This is a genomic window from Xenorhabdus eapokensis, assembly GCF_001908105.1.
In genome coordinates, this window is record NZ_MKGQ01000023.1 from 38,258 (window position 1) to 59,154 (window position 20,897).

14 protein-coding genes and 2 pseudogenes are annotated in these 20,897 nt (G+C 44.2%); 6 read left to right on the plus strand and 10 right to left on the minus strand.

Annotated features, from left to right (window positions below; all coding sequences use genetic code 11):
- Window positions 1–35: 35 nt before the first annotated feature.
- A complete protein-coding gene (locus tag Xedl_RS14290; protein WP_074024517.1) occupies window positions 36–6,659 on the minus strand; it encodes an N-6 DNA methylase in 6,624 nt (2,207 codons plus the stop codon).
- A gap of 157 nt (window positions 6,660–6,816) precedes the next feature.
- On the opposite strand from Xedl_RS14290, the gene Xedl_RS25790 reads away from it, so the two are divergent.
- Window positions 6,817–8,493: a phage portal protein gene (locus Xedl_RS25790; protein WP_074024502.1), complete on the plus strand. Its 1,677-nt coding sequence runs from the start codon at window positions 6,817–6,819 to the stop codon at window positions 8,491–8,493.
- A gap of 31 nt (window positions 8,494–8,524) precedes the next feature.
- Window positions 8,525–9,556: a hypothetical protein gene (locus Xedl_RS14300; RefSeq protein WP_074024503.1), complete on the plus strand. Its 1,032-nt coding sequence runs from the start codon at window positions 8,525–8,527 to the stop codon at window positions 9,554–9,556.
- 238 nt (window positions 9,557–9,794) lie between these two features.
- On the opposite strand, the gene Xedl_RS14305 is transcribed toward Xedl_RS14300, so the two are convergent.
- Complete coding sequence (locus tag Xedl_RS14305) at window positions 9,795–9,992, minus strand: hypothetical protein (protein WP_074024504.1); 198 nt, start codon at window positions 9,990–9,992, stop codon at window positions 9,795–9,797.
- Window positions 9,993–10,601: 609 nt separating this feature from the next.
- On the opposite strand from Xedl_RS14305, the gene Xedl_RS14310 reads away from it, so the two are divergent.
- Both Xedl_RS14310 and Xedl_RS14315 read left to right on the plus strand, forming a co-directional pair.
- Window positions 10,602–11,534, plus strand: coding sequence for a hypothetical protein (locus Xedl_RS14310; protein WP_074024505.1), 933 nt, complete (start codon window positions 10,602–10,604; stop codon window positions 11,532–11,534).
- A gap of 93 nt (window positions 11,535–11,627) precedes the next feature.
- Window positions 11,628–12,512, plus strand: a complete 885-nt coding sequence (locus tag Xedl_RS14315) for a DNA adenine methylase (protein WP_074024506.1) — start codon at window positions 11,628–11,630, stop codon at window positions 12,510–12,512.
- 30 nt (window positions 12,513–12,542) lie between these two features.
- Here the strand turns inward: Xedl_RS14315 and Xedl_RS14320 are convergent, their stop codons facing one another.
- Window positions 12,543–13,580 carry a replication initiation protein gene (locus Xedl_RS14320; RefSeq protein ID WP_074024507.1) on the minus strand — a complete coding sequence of 346 codons (1,038 nt, stop codon included), beginning with the start codon at window positions 13,578–13,580 and terminating at the stop codon, window positions 12,543–12,545.
- A gap of 882 nt (window positions 13,581–14,462) precedes the next feature.
- Here Xedl_RS14320 and Xedl_RS14325 point away from each other — a divergent pair.
- Together Xedl_RS14325 and Xedl_RS14330 are read left to right on the plus strand one after the other, a co-directional pair.
- A complete protein-coding gene (locus Xedl_RS14325) occupies window positions 14,463–14,723 on the plus strand; it encodes a type II toxin-antitoxin system RelE family toxin (protein ID WP_074024508.1) in 261 nt (86 codons plus the stop codon).
- A 72-nt stretch (window positions 14,724–14,795) separates the two neighbouring features.
- On the plus strand, window positions 14,796–15,170 hold the full coding sequence (locus Xedl_RS14330; RefSeq protein WP_074024509.1) for a helix-turn-helix domain-containing protein: 375 nt from the start codon (window positions 14,796–14,798) through the stop codon (window positions 15,168–15,170).
- A 121-nt stretch (window positions 15,171–15,291) separates the two neighbouring features.
- On the opposite strand, the gene Xedl_RS14335 is transcribed toward Xedl_RS14330, so the two are convergent.
- The 7 genes and pseudogenes from Xedl_RS14335 to Xedl_RS14365 form a co-directional block, all read right to left on the minus strand.
- A complete protein-coding gene (locus Xedl_RS14335) occupies window positions 15,292–15,795 on the minus strand; it encodes a TIGR02594 family protein (RefSeq protein WP_074024510.1) in 504 nt (167 codons plus the stop codon).
- A gap of 134 nt (window positions 15,796–15,929) precedes the next feature.
- A complete protein-coding gene (locus tag Xedl_RS14340) occupies window positions 15,930–16,253 on the minus strand; it encodes a hypothetical protein (protein WP_074024511.1) in 324 nt (107 codons plus the stop codon).
- Window positions 16,254–17,811: 1,558 nt separating this feature from the next.
- Window positions 17,812–18,321, minus strand: a pseudogene (locus Xedl_RS37520) (hypothetical protein); the annotation flags it as partial.
- 96 nt (window positions 18,322–18,417) lie between these two features.
- A complete protein-coding gene (locus Xedl_RS14350) occupies window positions 18,418–18,801 on the minus strand; it encodes a hypothetical protein (protein WP_074024513.1) in 384 nt (127 codons plus the stop codon).
- A gap of 2 nt (window positions 18,802–18,803) precedes the next feature.
- Window positions 18,804–19,973: an antirestriction phage head protein DarA gene (gene darA / locus Xedl_RS14355; protein WP_074024514.1), complete on the minus strand. Its 1,170-nt coding sequence runs from the start codon at window positions 19,971–19,973 to the stop codon at window positions 18,804–18,806.
- Entirely contained in the window at window positions 19,963–20,604 is a 642-nt protein-coding gene (locus Xedl_RS14360; RefSeq protein ID WP_083600347.1) for a defense against restriction DarA-related protein, read from the minus strand. Before Xedl_RS14360 ends, darA begins: the two co-directional genes overlap by 11 nt.
- Window positions 20,604–20,897 (minus strand): annotated as a pseudogene (locus tag Xedl_RS14365) (hypothetical protein); the annotation flags it as partial. The gene Xedl_RS14360 and the pseudogene Xedl_RS14365, both read right to left, overlap by 1 nt.

Consider the following 20,897-nt stretch of genomic DNA (forward strand, 5'->3'; position numbering starts at 1 on the left):
AGCGCCCTCGCAGGGCGCAGTTCCTAAAATAGTAATTATTCATGCCGCTGAATGACCGATAAGATATCATCAAGTGCATACGTTTTCGAAATCAGCCACCAGCTACCGGCTAACTCATCACTCGGATTACGACCATTGTAGTATTTTGCGTTAAAATCTGCTTTCAGAGCATCTTTTGCCTCAAACAGTGCGCCGTCTTTGCCTCGAATATCGTTCAAGCAATAACAGCCATCAGGCGCGTAGTCATAGCGGTTTGCGCCCTTACCACCTCGAATAGCAGTGCTGTTTGTTTTCACTACAATATTGTTTTCCAACCGCGCTGCTCGCATTTTCTGGGCTTCTTTTTCTATTTGGGCTTTTTCAGCGTTGGCTTTATCCACATCCTCCTGAGAGATCAGGCCAGCTTTTACCTTGATTTCATCCCAGCGTCCGATACCATAACGCACTTTCTTATATCCCTGATTAATCGATTCCATCAATTCATTTCGTTGCTGAATATTCAAGAAAAGTGACTCCGTAATGTCATGCTCTTCAATAATGCCCAAAGCAACAGCATCAGCAAAAAGATTGGCGAAATCCGTTGCAAATATCCCATCGTTTTGTGAATAATTTGCATCGAAACTTCGATGGCTCGGAAATCCTTGAGCGCGTTCTACCACTGTAGCTAGATTCGAATTTAAAGCGGATTTAAACACCCGATATTCTTTACGGGCTTCTGCTTTACCCTGCATGGCGACGGCATCGTTGATACGTGCCACAATCACCTGACATTGTTCATCAAACTCTCTGTCAAAATCAGCCGTATTTCTGTATCGGCTGGGGGCAGAAAACCCTCGATAATCAAAAGCATTTTTAATGAAATGACGGGCATCATACTGTCCGGTTTCTAAAAAATTCCGTAATTGATCCGCCCCAGATCCTAACATATTCGCCCTCTCACCGCCGTAATTGCTTAACTTATTCGATATATATTCTGCAACCAGTTCAGTAATCAATGACCGGCTGGCCGTTTCACCATAGCTGCCGATTGCCGTTATATAGTCCGAGCCAAACAAGGCGGTTAAAAATCCTAATCCTGTAGACCTAGAACCAAGGGTTCTATTTCGGTAATGCTCTGCCACTTTTGTTTTCAACACATCATCGTTGGAATCAGGATAAACAATATGATCCGCATTCTCTTTCAACCAGCTTGAATGCACTCTCGACAACTTATAGGCGTTAAAGCCATTACCTTCTCTGTAAAACACATCATAATCTTTCAACATCAATTCGCCAGATTTAAGGTAAGAATAAAATTGTTGTCGGTTAAGACGCGATGCGACATCTTCAATACTTACCCCACCAAACATCCACGTTTTTAACTCCAGCTCACTTTCCGAAAAATCAGCCTCTTCCTCTAAAGACGTGACTAGAATAGGAACATCATTCTTAAGTTCACCTTCAGCGGCATCACTCCACAACTGATCTACAGTGGCAGTACTGATATCAATATCTATATCTATTGCCTTTATCCGTACCAAAAACTTAGAAAAAAAAGAAGAATACTGACTACGTCGCATTCGGCAATAGTAAACCCGACCGATACGGAACACGCGCTTATCTTTTGCCATATAATACTCAGAACCGTGCTCTAAGATATCCGGCTCCACATCAAGATAACCAGCATCAATGGCGTGTTTAATCTCTGGCCGTAATCGCTTGATCAAACTTTCAGATTTACGCATACGCACTAATAAACGTTCCTGCTTGGTGATGGCATCCGTGTATTTGGCAATCTCTACTTTGAGGTTTTTTTGAGATTCCGGTGACTGGTAATTTTCACTCTTCAACAGCCTTTTCGCGTCATCAATTTTTGCTTGATAATCATTGATGGTCTTTTCAACCGACTGAGGGTCCCCTTTGCTGGCGTGTTTCGCCTTCAGATAATTAGCAAGATCAATCTCGGCGCGTTGCTTGGCTTTGTCCTTTGCGAGTGCTTCCGCTTTTTCGATTTGCTCACGGCGAACACGTTCACGCTCTTCCGGATCGGCGGCTAACAGTAAGCGCATTTCCTCCGCATTGTTGGCATCGGCATTTGCCATGATTGCGGCATCCGATGTCAGAATCTCCTTGATCCAGTTGGCCTTGCGTTCCAGCGTATCCAGACGAAACTCATCAAATGACCCCTGACCACAATAATAATACGCTTCCACACGAGCAACGCTGGAACCCACTCGTGCCCCGCGCCCGTTGCGTTGATTCAGTGAAGCCGGTGTCCAAGGCAACGTTAAATGGTGCATCGCCGTGGTGCCAATATGCAGGTTAATCCCCACTTCCGCCTTCTTATTACAAATGATAATCGGGGTTCGGCCTTCGTTGTAATCGGCGGCAATCTTTTCTATCCCCCCCAATGAAATTTCGTTCTGCGCGGCCACATACTCATCGAAAGCCGCTTTTTGCTCATAATATTTATCAAGCTGGTCGGGTGTCGCGTCTTCTCTCGGCTCTGCCGGACGTTTGACCTTTTTTAGCTTCTTAGAGTTGGATTTTGCCGCCTGTGTCACCGTTGTGGCGTTCAAAATACCGATTTCCTCTCGCTTCATGCCTAACGCTTGGGCAATGATACGGCGCAGTTTTTCATGCTGGGTTTTTTCATCCGAAAAGATGATCTGCTTACCGCCCCCCGCCATGCACTTTTTCAGGTTAGCAATTAACTTCGAATATTTGGGCGGAATAGGATGCGTAATGTCATCTTCACTCAACCCAAACAGAGCCAAACGATTAATCACGTCCTTTTCATAGAGTTCAGAAACGACCAAAGAAACAAATTTTCCCTCTGACCGCACTATGGCCTCTGAATTGGCCGTGATTGTTTCATCTTCATCTTCATCCGTATCGGTGACACTGCGCGGCAAATCATCGCGCAACGCTTTCACTGCATTCAGGTGAGCATGATCAAAGCGGAATGTAATAGTGCGATTGTACAAATCCGGATCAGTACACACCCTGTCCATGTCCCTGATAATCGAGAAGATAGAATCGGTGGGCTTGTCGCCTTTAGATAACGCATCAGCCCGCTGCCGGAGTTCTTCATAAACAGCCTGCTGATATTCCGTCATCGGCACCGATTCAGTGCGGGGATCTACCGTTGGGACAGCGACTTCGTTGGAAACATCCTTCGCGTCTTTTAATGTCGCCCAGCGATGGAAAAGGCCACGTAATCCGTCCAGATTCTGAAAGCCGACCAAGCCTAATTTCGCTTCAATCTCACCCGATATTTTTTGTACCTGCACGGATTCGGTCATCCCGAACACCTTCACGAAATCATCCGGTGTGTAGATCCCCATGCGTTGCCATTCCTCCATTGGGATGACATGAGACAGCATATTGAAGGCATCAATCGGACTGTTAACCAGCGGCGTAGCCGTCAGCATGACCGCCCCACGGCCATTATTATTCTTCATCAGATACGCATTTTTCACCGCCATATCACGGGCTGATTTTGCCATTGCCGATGTCGGCAAATAGGCCAGCATAGACGCCTCACGTCCGGCAGAATAACTGTTACGGTAGTTATGGCCTTCATCTATAATCGCGTTATCAAATCCCATGTCTTCAAAATAGGGGTAATCCTGCTTTTTCTGACTGCCGGTGTTACTGCCATCGGCCAAGATGCGGTTTTTCTTTTGCGCATCCTTGTGCTTTTGACCATCCAGATTTACGCGGCCGGCTTCGGCGTGAGCAAACAGCAAATCATAGGCATTGTCCGTGATCGTCTCTTCCCTCAGCGGGATAGCCGCATACTGCTCTTTGGTCATGACCACCGCACGGTAATTGGATTGCGGGATCTGGTTCATTCGCTCCTTAATGGTTTCACTGCTGGCAATTTTGATACCGTTACGGTAGACCGGCTTGCCGGTTTTCTTATCCACCACCGGCTGACCGTTCTCATCCAGTACCGGCACCTGACGGTGATTACCCTCATCATCAAACAGCTCATCGAGGCCGACAAACAGAAAGCCTTTCAGTGCCTCTTTGCTATAGAACAACTGGGCTTCATGATAAAAGTTTTCCAGCACCGCTTTCGGCACCACAATCGGCGTGCGTTTGCTGCGGCCATTTTCGAAGTTGTAGGCTTCCAGAGCCAGAGCGGTGGTGGTCTTCCCCAGTCCCGTCCCAAAGCCCAGTATGCCCCTGCCATCTTCCGACAGCCGTCTGACTTCGGCATTTTGATAACCAAATGGCGTGCGTTTACCTGAAATCCCGCTGAGATTCAGGCTGGCTGCGGAATGCTCATACGGGATATAGGCATTGAACGCATCGTTATACTGTTGAACCAAATTATCCACTTCATCATGCTGCTTAATCCAGACATTAAAATCCTCTTCCAGCCGTTTGATCCGTTCCAGATACACGGCCTCGTTCTGTCCGCGTGGCTTGATACCGTTAAGATAATTTTCAAGCTGGTCAGCAAACCCGTCTTTGCCTCTGACGCGTTTGTATTGGGGTGTTTTTTCGCCGGTTTCTTTGTCTATGGTTATCACGGTCTTGTAACGATAGCCCGTGAAAACCCCATGCTTACCGCGATAAGCCAGATCGGAAATTAACTGACCGTCCTCAACCTCGACTTTTTCGATGTACTTCAGAGCGTCATAGCCTTGCTCCTGTAAAAATTCCAGAATCAGGCGGCGATCCATCCAACGCGAATTTAACGAAAATGAGATGTTATCGACTTCGGTCCATTTGCGTTTGTTTTTGATTTCCACCAGCTGGCGCAGATAATTTTCTTTCACGGCTCCGTCACGGGTATGGGGTAAGACGGCCAGAATCTGGCTGTTCATCAACCCAATATCCCCGCTGGTGGCTCTGTCCATCGGTAAAATATTACCGTCAGCGGAAATCGCTACCCCGTCTTTACTGGCAAGCCATTCCAGTAACGCCTCATCATCCGGCGGTAACGCCCCCGTGTAATGGGCACGAAATTCAGTTAACGTCACCGGATCTAAATCAATTTGGCTAAACAGGTGCCGGATCACCGCTTCCGGATCGGTGCTGTCGTGACCATCCTTAACACCGACATCCAGCGTCCCTTGTATCAGGTCAGACAGCTGACCGCCTTTGGTCACACTGGCCTTAAATTTGAGCCAGTCTGCGGCTCCCGTACCGGATACCGTGACACGCCGCCCACTGTGGGGATTAGCGCCCCGTGCTAACTCACTTTTGATAAGGTTTTCGACCTGAGTCCGCACCGTTTCCAGCTTGTCGCCCGCCGTACCGGATGCGATCAGATCCTGCATCAACGCAATGCGCTTCCCAATGAGGGAGCCGCGATACGTCTTTTCACGCGCGGAAGGCGATTGTGTCCGAGAAAAGGTGATAATCGCGCGGTATTCTGGGGAAAGGGTTTCAGGGTAGTTGGTGGCAATCGCTGACACTTGCTCAAACGTGAGGCTCAGTAACCCTTCCGTTGTCGAGAGACGATCCGATAACTCGCCATAGCTGGTGACACCGTAACGATCTGGATTCAGTTTAGTGACCTTTGCGCCCGCATCATACACCAAGCGACCCGACTCCATCTGATACCAACGGCCATTGATAAATCGTTTTTCGCCCTCCGCCATTGGGGATAATTCCGGCGCTATCAGGTTAAGCGCGTTCCAATCAATGCGTGAATCAAACTTATGGGCAAGATTACGTTTCATCTCGCTGGCAGTGATCTGGTCATTTTTCACCACCAGCCGCTTAAATTTCCCGCTACCTTCAATGCTGGACTCACCGTGCTGGAATTTTCGCCCTTCCCGTTCAAACCACTTGCCAGCAAGATACGTTTCCCACAATACATTAGCGGATTTAAGCACAGGCTCATCGGCAATCAGAATTTTTTCAGCCAGATCAACGGGGTGTTTTCTCAGCACCCAGATATCAACGGCAGTTGCGGTGCCGTTCTCTTCAAAGGTGCCTGACGGCAGACGGTGCGCCCCCAGAAATTCCGCTTTACGTGAAACCTGTTCACGTAATTTGGTGTACGTTTTTCCGCTGGTCATCCCATAGGGCACCACAATACAGGCCAATCCGTTCGGCTTAATTTTATCTAGGATACGCAGAACAAAATACACACCTACATTCTTAACGTCTGAATACTCCGGATCGAGATTAGCAAATCCCCCCCTGCTGGCACCAAAGGGCACGTTACCCAGACAGCTATCAAAGTAATCATCAGGCGTGTTGGCGGCGAGTTTTTCAAACGGGGAAATAGACACCTGATCTTCAGGGTGTAACAACTGGTTAATCCGGCCGGAAATTTCACTGATTTCTGTCGAGGTACAGATAACACCTTTGGGTTTCGTTTCCTGAAATACACCGGTCGCCGCTGAAGGTTCAAGCATGTTGCCGGTATCCGCACCATAGGCTTTCATCATCTCCCACATGCCAGCGGCCACGTGCTGAGGGGTGTAATATTCATACTCAGAACCGCCAATTCCCCCTAATCCCGTGTAGCCTGCCAGCGTCTGGCGCTGCGCATCCGTGAGTTGATAGCCGTCAAAATCAGGCGGAAGTGAATCAAGCAAAGCAATGGCATCGGCATTAGCTTGCTTGCGTGTTCTTTCAATGCTAACACCCGCTGTTTTGGTGACGCCAAAGACGGCCGGCGATCTTGTCAATGAGGCCGAACGGATCACGCTAATCAGTTCAGCAATGCTGGTCACACCTAGAAACAATGATGTTCCGTTTTGTGTTGAGGTTAATTTCTCGCCCAAGGTTCACGTCCCTAAATAAAGGTTTATTAGAATTGGCGATTCTAGTAAACCTTTAATTTATGACTGGCGGGTAATAACAGTGAAATCCAAAACGTCGTGGTCTCCCATAGACATCCTGCGCAAGTTACTTCCCGCGCATTCTGAACATGATGACTTACATGGCGTCCCTATCGCAGGTAGTAATGGCGCTATCGTTTCTCGCTCAGGAATGGCGCTCTATCCTAATAAACATGACGATGCCGATGTGTTCACCGCCACCGGTGACGAGATCAAGGCCAGTGCTCAACTGCCTGAAGAACGGCTGTCTAAATATGCCCTTTTAGGCATGATGGCAAAATCCCCCACCGTGGCGGCAGCGCTGAACATTCACATATCCAATGCGCTCAGCATAGATAAAAAATCCCGTTCCATTATTACGATTGAACCCAAAGACACCTCTGACAAAACCCTCAGTGCGCAATGTAAAGCATTGCAAGGCGATCTGGGGACATTAATCAATGCCAATTTACCGAACTGGGCGCGCATTATGACGGTGTTTGGTACGTCCTATATCCGACCCTATGCGGAAAAAGGAAAAGGCATCATTGCCCTGGAAAGCAATTACCATACCCTGCCCCATTTTGTTCAGGAATTTGTGCGCGGCGGTCAGCTGGCCGGATTCACTGGTGAGTTTTTACTGCATCCAGAGACGTATCAGCGCGTCATGGCGCAACCCTGGGATCTCATTGCCATGAAACTCCCCACCTGGGTGCCCAGTTATGACCATAGGCCAATTATTTATGGCAGTAAGGGGTTCAGCCTGCTGGCTTCAATCGATGAATCACCACTCAGAGAAACCCAAAATTACGGTGCCAGTTTTCTTGAACATTCCTATGAAGCCTTTGTGAATCTGTGTGATGCCCTGAAAGCGCTAAAAGCCACCCGAAATAACGCGGCCAAAATTGACCGTCTCGTTGCCCTGACAACCAATACCCTTGATCCGGTACAAGCCGCCAGCTACACACGCGCCGTGACACAGGGGTTAAAACGCAACGCGGTCGAAATCCAGCGCCGCATGATGAACGGAAACGCCCTTCCTACCGTCATGAACCATGTGATCCCCGTGATGAGTGACGGGAAAGGCGGCATTGTGATTGATACCCAAACCATACCGGCCGATATCAACGGCATAGAAGATGTGATGTTTCACTTGCGCCAGCTGGCCGCCTCACTGGGTATCGATGCCACCATGCTAGGCTGGGCGGATCAGATGAGTGGTGGATTGGGTGAAGGAGGATGGCAGCAAACCTCAAGCAGTGCAGCTGAGCGCAGTGACTGGATACGACATGGGTGTACCGAGGCTATCTATCGCATCATTGATATTCATTGCGCATTCAAATACGGCAAGGTTTTTCCGCCCAATGACCGCCCCTATCAGATCACCTTTAACTCCCTGAATACGGCCATTCAGGAACAGCGAAACCGCGAACTAGACAGCCGCGCCAATTATTCCGCTCAAGTGGTGACTGTGGTCGATGCCTTGCTCAATAATCCCAAAATGAGTGGTTCGGACACTTTCATGCAGTACACCCTGGCCGACACAATGGAAATCGATCCTGGTACAGCGCAGGCTATGATTAAGGAATTCAAAGCCACTCAGGACGATAAAGAAGACAACGACATGATGGAGTCCGCCCCCCTCACCGGCGCTGGACTTGACATCGAGTCCATGAGCCATGAAGAACTGAAAACCCTCTTTAAATTTATGACTAACTGAATCACCTTCGTGCCAATGTTTAAGGAAAAATATGAATAAATTATTGACCGTCACTGACCGTTTTTCGGTGATTGATAACATACGAAAACATACTCCGCAGAATGCCCGAAACTATGTCCTCAGCTCTGTAAAAGCCTCACTGGAAAGCAAAGAAGTTAAGGAACGGATAGCATTAGGGGAATTGTTCGGCTTTTATGGCCACGGTCGGCGTGAGGAATATTATAAGCGCACGGGAGAACTCCGATTACCCGAAACCAGTATTATTATGGTCGAAGGCAAGCCGGTTGCTTTAGACAATGTACCGTCTAACCGAACGGTCGCTGTCAGTATTGATGATTCCGGCATTGTGAGCCATTCCCAAGAAATTTTAGACACGGATACAGGACGCATTGTTCAAGGTATGGAACGCTCACGTGCTGGTGGGTGGAGTTGGGTCACTGGCGGGTCAGACAGCCCTTGGAAATCCGTTGTACGCAGTTTTTATGGCTTCGATTATGTCACAACCCCTAACTATATCAGCCTTGATCGTGAAATCATGATGTCAGAATCCGTTTCAGACAGGCAAAGCCATATTGTTCAGGCATTCATTAACTCAGGGTTCACCGAAAGTGCGGCCATTAATCTCTCTGAGCATTTTGAAAAAATGCGGGAGCGCGACATAATGATCGAGTCAGTCAACCGCGCCCAGACTGCTGAGGGCGAGTTATTAGTGCTATCCGGCCATTTATTAGAACTCAACCAGAAAATCAAAGCGCAACATGCGATGTTGGAAGCCGTCCAGCGCAAAGAGACACTTCGCCAGCATTATCTGCAATCCGCTATCAATAAACTGCCGATGTTTCTTTCTGAGGAACAAAAACAGGCCATGTTAAGCATGGAAACGGAAGGGGATTTACAAGTGGTTGAAGCAATTTTCGAGTCTGTCGGTCAAGTGGATTTTGATCGGCTACCGTTAGGCCAGAGAACGGGCTATCAGTCCGCCCCGCATGAGCGATCTGCCTCCTCACTCAGCCAAGCTCCTATTTTTTCGTTAAAGACCGCAAAACCGCCGAAATTTAGCTAAATTCCGAATACCTCGCCTCATGTTGTGCTGGTAATTATATATTTTTATGACAAAACTTGATCTTATCGATTTTAGTCATAAACTTATTTTGCCAATTCAAGATATTTCATCCGTTTTGAACAAAAGCCTAAAAACCAATCAGTAAAGTTGGTTTTTAGGCTTTCTTAGAATAGCGATAAGAGAAGTGATTGTTGTTCAATACACGTTTGAGTGCTTTACTCGCCCATATTTCCCTATTTTAAACATCATGCCAAATAGGAATATGACCGGCATAGTAAGCAATATAATGAGGCGCAATGATACGTTTGGCGTCATCTAATGATTCAGCGATTACGCTTATCCGTTCCAGGAAGAATATCTTGATATTACGCGGTTGTGCACAAAATAGAAATTTGTAGGATTTTGGGCACAAATAGGCACAATGATTATCAATCATGATAGAAATTTCTCTACAATGGTAAAAAAATTCACCACCATAGAGGCTCCAATCTCTGATTGGCGGTGAGCTGAACGGAGTTTGGAGCTACCGGCCATTGTAGAACCCGGCCAACCTTTACGGTTGCTCCGTCCCGCCCACCATAATTTTGGTATGCGCAAACACTGACACAAAAAAAACGCGTCCGCGTCTGTGTCTCTACAATGATTATCGAGGCTCCACTCTCGACAGTAGGATTTACTACTGCTTTTCTAAGATACTCTTTACCAAGGATTTAAGTCAAGCAAGTTATTAACCTCTCAAACATGGTATATAAAAATATCTAAACAAAAATTGCATAAAACGTTAAAATAACTCATAAAAAACAATGAATTAAATAAAGAAACAATAAAAATATCTAAAATAATTTTTATTGTTATATTGATCTAATAATAGGATCGCGTGTAGGATCGCTCCGCGATGCAGGCTTGCCTGTATTAAAGTCCGGTTAAACACTGATAGGCAAAAAAAAGCGCCAGTTCACTACACTGACGCTCTTCTTTTCACCCTTAGGATGATGCTTTCTTGCTGCAAACAAGAAAACAATGAATATTTTATTGGAAACAAAATATGCAAATTACAAGGGACATTATAAACTCACGCAATCCATACATCAAGAAGAACGGGCAAATTTCAGGCTATGGCCTTAGCCTTGTTATCAATTACTTACCGGTTGATATTCTTTCCCGCCCAGCCAAACAAATTTTATCTATTGTTTCTGGAGTTGCCTCATCGACATCCGAATACAAGATCTACAAAACGAAACGCAATCTGAGCATAGAATGTGGGACTTCCATTGCGACAGTCCGTCGTAACTTAAATAAAGCAGTATCCGCAGGGATCTTGACTAAAACCTATGTGTTTGATCCCGATGCAGGTCAGCAAGCCACAGAATACAAATTTACAGATTCATTTTTGAGTGTTGCACTCGATTGCATACAGGCGATAAAAGGGCTTGCGCGTAAGGACATTCGCAAAATCATCAGCTGCATTGCTGGCGTATTTCAGAACAAGTTTAAGTCGCTAATATCCTTCCCCCCCGATCAAAATGAACACGGTATCCCCGATCAAAATGAGCGACAAAGAGAAGTAAACGTTTTAGACCAAGAAGAAAAGAAAAAGAGTATTTCGGTTAAGCCGAAACAATCTTTTGTCAATGTAAAAACAAACACAACCGCCCTTGCTGAACGGGCAAAAACGAAAGCGTTTGATCATGCAGAAAGTGAAAATATTAAACAGGCTGAACGTAGTGCATTGAGGGAAAAACTCAATAATCTAGCTAAACGTCAGGCGTTTTTATTATCGCGTTCTCAGTCACGATCCACCAGCAAGAATACTGGGATAAGTGTATCCTATCGTAATCGTATTGACCAAGAAGCGGAACAAGCAAGGCAGGAAACGGAATCACGTTTTGCAGCCGCAAAAGAAAGAGGATTTGATCCATTGAGTGCGGTGCGTAATGTTATACGCACTTATTTTGGCGATCATAAATCTGTTTGTTGAAACGTAGAAAACTACTGTCGGAGATAGATTAATTTATTGTGTGTTTAATTTGAGTTCTGGCAATTTTAAACGATCACGAACGTATGAACTCAAATGGAATTCAATGAATTGAAATACATGGGTAGTAAAGCGCGCATAGCAAAATATATTGCGCCATTCATTCTAGATCATTTAACAACAGATGTTGTTTATGTTGAACCCTTTGCAGGAGGGATGAATATGGTTAGTCACATAAATAATCTTCATACTGGTATGATTATTGCTGCTGATAACAATGAATATTTGATTGAAATGTGGAAGGCTTTGTTATCTGGATGGAAACCACCAACATTAGTATCAAGAAAACAGTATTATGAAATAAAAAACAATAAAACTGAAACACCTCATTTAACTGGTTGGGTTGGGTTTAATTGTAGCTATGCGGGTAAATGGTTTGCTGGATATGCAGGAGTAACCCAGACTAAATTAGGTCTTCGTGATTATCAATCAGAGGCTATCAACAACGTTCAGCGACAGTTGACTAAATTAGAGGGAGTAACATTGCGGCATTGCAATTACAAGGAATTGGATATACCAGATGGCGCTGTCGTTTATTGCGATCCTCCATACGTAAATACTACAGGGTATCAGAATTCATTTGACTCAATTGAATTTTGGGAATGGGTTCGCAAGTTATCTGATAAATGCATAGTTTTTGTTAGTGAATATACAGCTCCAGATGATTTTGATTGCATCTGGTCTGGCGAATTAAGTAGTAATATCCCTGGAACAAAAACTAAGTCTATTGAATCACTGTTTGTTATTAATAGAGTTCGAAACAAAATAGGTGCCAGTGCACAAAAATTACAAAAAAAGAGACTTGTTAACAGGTCTTATTGTGAGGTTTTTATGGCAGAACTGGGAAGAAAAGAAATAATTCACTCTTATTCGTATATTAGGGCAGTATCCTGCCCTAATTTTTTCCATCTATCCATTTAGGTATACTTGATTTTACTCAGCCATATAACTTTATTGTTTTTTCTTGTTACTTCTTTTTTTTCTTGATGCTATTAAATTGTCTATTTTTTCCACAGATAATTTATCTCCGATTATCTTATAATAACTCAAAAGTTTGGTTAAATCTGCAACAAGCAATTCCATGTTTTTATCGTATTTTTTTAATTTCTTACGATAGTCATTTAAAGCCTCTATACATCTCCTAGCCCAAATTCCTTCAGCATCACTGCCTTTTATCACTCTAGGTCGTCTTGGTAAACGTGGTCTAGCTGGCTTAACAGAAATGGCTCCATCTTTATCACATATAAAGTGAAAAGTAATAGCAGTTATCCAGCGTCCTGTTTTCACTTGTTCATAAGTGACACTTAAATCAGTATTTGCATTGATCGATACTATAGCAGGCTCCAAAACTCTTTTTTTAAAATCACGATAATCATTATAAGAATCAATCAATCCGACTCTTTCTTTCATCCATACTATTTCAAATGGATCTGTAGATATTAATCCATTTGCATTTTTATGTTTATTTAAATTCCTATACTTACTCAACCATGAGTACAGACGAAATGAAAATGGTGAATCCAATCTAGCAATATTTTCTATATTAAATGCGGTAAATTCATTTTTTAATTCATATAGATATTGACTAACTGATCCCGAAAATTTAACCAATACATCGCTATCACTTTTTTCACTAGCGCTGTAACTTAACTTTTCAAACCAGAATCTTTGTACCTTATCAATTCGTTTCTTTTTTTCGTTCCATTCATACGTTATGATAGGTTTCCTAGCCAAACTATCAGCAGCATCACGAAGTTGTTTATAGCAATTTGTTAGATCCAATCCATATTGGCTCTGATAATCTCGCGCTTTTAAAACATACTCTTTCTGAGGCATGGGCTTCAACGGCTCAACCTGATTTAATGCCATATAGAGTAAACGCATTTCAGATAATGATATGTCATATGAGCCTTCTATAAGCTGATTCCCTTGAACAATCAAAGAATTGCCTACATTTAAATGAGTGGATGACTTAACATCGCTAGACATCAAACCCCCTAAATTAATTGCTTATATAAATTATGGTTTGAGTTTAGAACATACTAGATGTGGCATCAATTATTATTATGTCCACCTATAAAAAAAGTGATCTAAATCAATATAATCACTTGGTAAAAGTGTCCACATATAAAAATAATATTAAATATTTTCAATTAATTACTAAAAATTAATTTTTTCATCTCGTTTTTTCGTATGGATCATAAACTTCATTTCACGAGAGAGTAAAAATAATTATTTTTCATATACTTAAATACAGTAAATCTGTCCACTTATGTGATTTTTATAGCTAATAAACAACTAAATCTAGTATGGCAGATCAATTCATGCTGTGGATAACTTATTTTATCCACAATAAATCTGTCCACGTATCACCGTAAATCTGTCCACGTATACCACCGTAAATCTGTCCACGTATCACCGTAAATCTGTCCACGCATCACCGTAAATCTGTCCACGCATCACCGTAAATCCGTCCACGTATCACCGTAAATCTGTCCACGTATCACCGTAAATCTGTCCGCATATAAACTTTCTTTTAATTTAAAAACAGTAAGTTAAAAGCATAGAAAAGAAAGGGAAATAGAAAAGAAAATGAAAATAAAGATCTTAAGATCTATATATGATCTTAAGATCTAGAAAAAGAAAGAAGAACAAGCAAAGACGGTTTCACCGTTTTGTTTTAAAGTTTGATCGAATGCCAACACGCTCGAACATGGCACCCGCACTCATTTGTAGAGTTACTAATTATAATTACTATTTCCTTATAAAAAGGCTTATATAATTATAAGTATTATATTGACATTATAAGTGTAATGACTTATATTTCATTCATCCTGAAAACGGAGATGCTCTTTAAAAATAGGGGAAATGATGGTCAAAGTGATTTGGTCGAAAGCGGCAACCAAGCAGCTAATCCGAATCGACACGAGATACCAGAAAGCAATCAAAAATAAAGTTGGCCTACTGACTGGTTTCCCGCTTGTGGATTTGGATATAAAAAAATTAGAGGGAACAAAAGCGAAATACAGATTGAGGGTGGGTGATTACCGCATTCTGTTTGAGCTTTCAGGTAATGAACCAAAGATTTTAGAGGTGCATGAAGTTAAGCGGAGACAAACAAATACATATTGACTGGCATGGCGGGGACTCCCGCCTGCTTTTTCCTCTATTCGCGTAAGGGCCAATACAATATTGGAGATAATTATGGCTGGTATCCAGTTTATTACAGATGAAAACGGCAACAAGCAAGCTGTCGTACTTCCTATTGCGGAGTATGAACGCTTACTTGCAGCGCTGGATCGTGATGAAGATTATGTCAGTATCCCTTACCTCAAAGGTAATAATGACGATGAAACTATTCCTCATGAAGTGATTAGCATCATGGTTGATAACAAGATCACGCTTCATGCCGCATGGCGTATATATCGCGGTTTGTCACAAACAGAAGTCGCCGAAAGACTTGGCATAAAACAAGCCGCAGTTTCTCAGTTTGAAAAGGCAGACCGCCCACGCCAAGCCACATTGGAAAAATTAGCGGCACTTTATGAGTGTAGACCTAGCCAATTGATTCTGGACTAAAGGGAATCAACACGGAACAGAGGCCGCTTAATGCCTGTCTCTTGATCACATCACTTCTGAACTTAACTTATTTCGTTCATCTTATTTTTATAGATGAGCGAAATAAGTTTATCAATACTACTTACGCTTCACTCTCTGATCGATTAGCGATCATGACAGAAAGCAATCTACAACCTACCGATTCACCTATAGGCCAGCGATAACCACTCACTCTGGATCGAGGAAAGGATCGGATATTCACTTCATCGGACTGATTACCACCTAAAACCATCAAATCGCCATTCTCAGCCACGCCAACCACAAAGCCTACGTGTCCCCCTCCTGTACGGGTGAAAACCGCCACACAGCCATAATAAGGCTCTTTTAACGGCATTCCCCACTCAAGATACGATCTTGCCGATTCAAACCGGCTTGATCGAATGCCAACACGCTCGAACATGGCCCCCACATAGGCAGCACACCACGGTGTTTCATCATCACGAATACCGCCGCGCTTGATATCTTTCCACCATTGCAAAATATTGGGATGATGCTGATCACCTTTAATTTCATGCACACCAATATATTTGTACCCTTCTTTGATCCATTTAGGTTCGTCTTTTTTCCTGATATTTTCTACTGTCATACCTTCCACCACAGCTAACGATGCGTTAAAATTTTGAACATCAGTTACCTATTGGGTGGCTACTCTCATGTGGGTTAAAAAGGGCTTTAATCGCCCTTTTTATTTTTGACCTGTTGAACCTGCAATACTGAATGTTAAAAACATACCCCAAAATGTTCAGCCTGTTCTTCTTCCTGTGCGATTTCCGCTAGGTATTCTTCCCATTCAAACGGCAAATAGAGATTAAATCCCATGACATTCAATACGGAATAGATATCTTCTGGACTGGATTGATCCGCTGAACAGCTTGCTAATCCTGAATGGGCAGGCAAATCAGACACCAGACTGTTTATCTCTGCCACCAGTTGGGATTTATTCCAACTGCCGTTCACAGTGAAAGTACTCACCTCATCAAAGACATCCGTTTCAAAGGTAATTTCCCCTGATATATTGTCTTTGGAAAAATTAATATAGCCCATCGTAAACTCCCTTGATTGCGCCTATCGCAAATTCAATCAAACCGTCATTGTTCAGCATAGATACCGCCCCATTTTTTTTGTCAAAGAGGTATTCAAATGCACTTGAGAACACTTCTGAGGCTGTAATATGTTCAACCCTACCGCTGCGGGCATAAATTTTTCCAATGTACGGAGAAGACAGACTATCACGAATAGCAATTTCATCTTGCCGGAATCCATTGTTTCCCGTCGCATCACTCAACCGGATGAGTGACGGTCGGCCATCGTCCATTTTATGGGTATCGAGAAAAATTTTGACCACTTCCAGGAGCTTTGGATTAGAGAACTCAAAATGGTGCCCTAATTCATGGGCAAGTGTTGCCCTTGGCGACTGAGGGTTCAGTGAGATAGTGCCTGACTCATTGGCTGAAGATCGGCCAGAGCTTTTTAGTTTGATTTCTTTTAAAGTTGAAAGGCGTCCAGCCGCGAGACGATATGCCCATATCAGGTCAGATTTGAACACCCCAGACCCGTAGTGAGCATCATAACGGTTGATCAGGGTCTTTGATATTTTAATACCTTTAATCCACGTTTCTGCGTCTGTTTTTGTTGTCGGACTCAGTTCAGTTAACGTAGTCACAATATCGTTGAGGCGCTGATGGGTTGGCTCAAGCAATGGAGTGATTAATGACGATATATTGTCACGTATTCCCCCATAGACGGAATTCAGCACTTGCTGATATCCATCACCGTTGCAGCTCCCATACCCCATACGTGAATTTTCCAAGGCAGTGACGATACGATCAACACCTCGTTCATATAAACCCGTTCCTGCCAGCTGCGTTTTAAATCTGGCGGTCACGACCGTATCTCTGATAGCTGCCCGCTCAGTATCAAGTGCTTTATCAAAATTCGGCATCATGGCCTTACCTGCTGTAATGATTTGCTGGTGAGCTGATTCCGCTGCTTCTGGCGAGAGGGTTAATTCATTGGGTACTGTTTTTGCGTCCCTAGTCAGTTCATTAAATTTAGGAAATTGATAAGAATCGGATAAAATTTGTATCATGATACTGCCTGACCAGCCACAAAATAAGTCGCCTCGCTTCTTCTCAAAGAAGGGTTTGATTGAATCAAGCAAGGCATTTGCGGACTTATAGCGATCAATTGGGGTATTGGCAGACAGATATGCGGCAATATTGGCTTTGATATCAAAGCCCTTGCCATCAAAAATAACTTTTTTTATAAACTCTTCCCTAAACACATACGTGTTCTTTATGTTGAATACCTCGGTAAAACTGCCAGTAAACAAATCCATGTAATGGATATTTTGCTGAAATTCCGTTTTCGATTTCCCGATCACGGATTTGATGATCTGAAGGCCGGTATTGACGGGGACATGTCCTGTAATAATTTCGCTGAGTTGCTGACCAACCCATTTGCCCAATGTACCGCTGTTGCGTTCTGTAATACCTCGAATGTTTCGGATCAATTCTCGTATCGATTTGGCCTGTCTGAAAACGCCAGTATTACCGACTGGTGCACTTTCAAAGAATCCTGTCACCCTGTTTTCATCCGTATTCTGAGTATCCGGCCAGTTGCTGTCTCTGGCGAATTGGGCGCGATCCACTTCATCAAGACGAACACGAATAAGCACGGGACGCTCCATGTCTGCAATTAGTGTGCGGTTTAACCCGTATTCAGTGGCATTTTGGATCAGATAGTCTTTGTAAGCATCTGCATTCCCGCTAGCGTAAGCCTTCACAATCCCCATACTGCGTCCATTACCTGACTCAACTATATGATCACGACCAGTGATGGGGGAACCCTCGCCGGATAACGCTGAATCAGCAAGCTGTTCTGGCTGTAAATTTTTTGCAATGGCGTTTACTTGCAATTGACTGATGAAGCACGTTCGATCCCGTGGTTGTAGTGACTGTGGGTACGCTTCGTTTATCCGACCACTCAAATGATTGGATATGGTAAGGTCTGAGGCTTCCACGATATTAAAGGCGGTTTTGACCTTATTCCCACGGATGGTGCTCACGTAGGATACGCGGCCATATTCTGGCTTGCTGACGGCATTTGCTATCGCTGTGCTAGGCTGCTGCTGAACAGTGGCTAAAGTGTGTGTCATAAGCATTCATTACCCGAATGGTTTGGTGCCAGTGGCTCTCTTATGTTGTTATCAGGCCGCTAACTGCTTGCCCGTTTTTTCCCACCAGATATTTGCGCCGTCGCACACTTGGGGCATGGTGATAAATGTCGTCACATAGGGTTCAAGGTGTTCAAGGGTGGCAATAAACGCATCCGTATTTTGTTTTACGAATTTACCGGCCAGATAGTCTGTCACAATCTGGGGAATCTCTGTGGTGGTCTGTTCCAGATCGGGTGTCGTATCATCTGTGGAGGTTTCAGGCACTGGCGATAAACCATAGCCTAACTTCTTCATGATTGCGGTGATTTCATCCTGGATATCCAGCTGGGTTAACGGATCAGCCGTCACCAGTTGGCCTAACAAGTCTGATAGCTGATCCTGAAGGTCAAGAATCTCAAGCGGGGACAAATTCATGATTACTTGCCCCCTGCCATTGCTGATTTGGCTACGGCCGCCAGAAGCCCTGACAGATGGTTCACTGCATCGGTGACCAGCCCTGAATTTTCTTCGTAAACCGTGGCTGCATTGAGCGCGGCAATGGCGGCACGGGTTTGCGTCCGGATTTCCGACAGTGCTTGAATATTATTACTTTCGAGGCTTAATACGGATTTCAGGAAGGTGATCGCATCTGACGCGGCCTTGTCTACTGCGTGGGTTCCGTCCTCAGTTTTGCCCGTATCATTGGCTGGGGTGCTGATGGAATTCTCATCTTTTTTTTGCGTTTTTAGATTTTCTTGTTCGGCCTGCATCTTCTGTAACTGATTGCGCAACTTATCGTTAATATCAATCTGTTGATATAAACGGCGTCGTAGTTGATCGCATTCAGATTGTTTGTGATCTATTCTTGTTTTTAACTGATCACATTTTTCGATTAATGCCACTTTTTGCTGTTCCAGTGCGTCAGCCCGCTCCAATTCTGCATCAATATCGGCTTTTATTTTGGCGGCATTGGCGGCTTGCCGTTGAAACTTACCAGAGTTGCGTTCGATCAGGTTTGATAGTGACTGGCACACTTGGGGCAGTGAAATATCACGTCCGTTCATCGGCGCGACGACGTGAGAAACATCCCGTTTGTTCAGCAAAAAACGAAATGCGGTGAGCACATCCTCATTCTGGATGCGTCCGTTGCCGCTGGTGGGGCTGTGGAAAATGACAGAAACGCTTTGTCCGTCTGACAGAGGGATTTTCGCGGCCATCACCGGAATATTACCGACTCGACGGACACGGCCGATTTCAGCACCACCAATAGACGGCATTCCGTTCTCTGTGTCACCGGTATCATTCGTACCGGCTAAAATGCCGGTGCCTGACAATCCCTGATTCAATTTGCGGATAAAGGCTCTCATGGTTTGTGATAAACGCATTCGGGTGGTTGTAATGCTCTCGAACATGGCCGTGTCACTTGATACGCATTCATGGCCTAAGTAGCCGTGTTCGATTTCATCCAGTGACACACTTTCCAGCATTAAATCAGCTCCGGAGCCTTTAAAAAGCTCACTGAACTGGGTGTCTGTTGGCGTATTGAGCATAAAATCAATTTTATCGATGACACGAATAGCATTTTTTACAGAATAATTAGTCAGCATAGTATTTCTCTTTCACCAGAGCCTGTTCTTCTTTCAGTTTTCGGGTCGTTGCTTGCTCTGATTTAAGAGCGGTACGTGTATTTTCTAATTCGGATTCTGTTTTTGACAGGGTGTCTTGGTGTTGAGAAAGGGTGCGATTTAACTTTGCAATGTCGGCTTCAAAACCATGGGCTTTTTCTTTTGCTTCCTGCAAGCGTTGTGCATTGGATTTCACCGCCGGTGTTTTACTCTTTTTGGCGTCGTCCCTGTTCGCATTTGCCAACTTTTTGGCTAATGAACTGGCGAAGGCCGGTGCTGCGGCTTTGAAGGCGGCTGCTATCTGACGGGCCAGATCGGGAATGTTGCTGGGGGAGGTGAACGGAATAATTTTCCCGTTTAATTTCACCGCTGAAATGTCGCCGGTATTGTTGACCTGAATTGCCATTTCCTGGCCGTCTTCGGTGTGAAGGGAAAAGGTTTTAGTCGGAATACCGTCTTTCTTTCTGGCGGTTTCCGCGCCCTCCAGTTTTACTATTTGACAATCAGCACTGGCAAGGGCGGTCGTCAGCTTTTTTAGCCCTTTCTCATTCAGTTGGTCGTAATTGAGGACGGTATATTTTTTCCTATTCTGGGACATCAAATTTAGAGCCATTACTGCTCTCCTAATTGGATTAAACAAGACTTTTGTCGCTGGCTTTGGACAGGGAAAAGACGATATAAAGGATTCCAGCGGCAGTTACCGTGTGTGACACGGACATGGAGTTCCCAGGCACCTGACGTGAGGTATTTTTTATCAATCAGCAGGTATTCTTCGTTCACACCTTTCTTGGAAATATCTAAGAGCCTATTCGGAATCTTTTTTGAACGTAATTGTTTTTCCTGTATTCTGTCCGCCCAAATAAGATAAGTGCCTATATAAGTGACCTGCTGGAATGAGAAAAACCT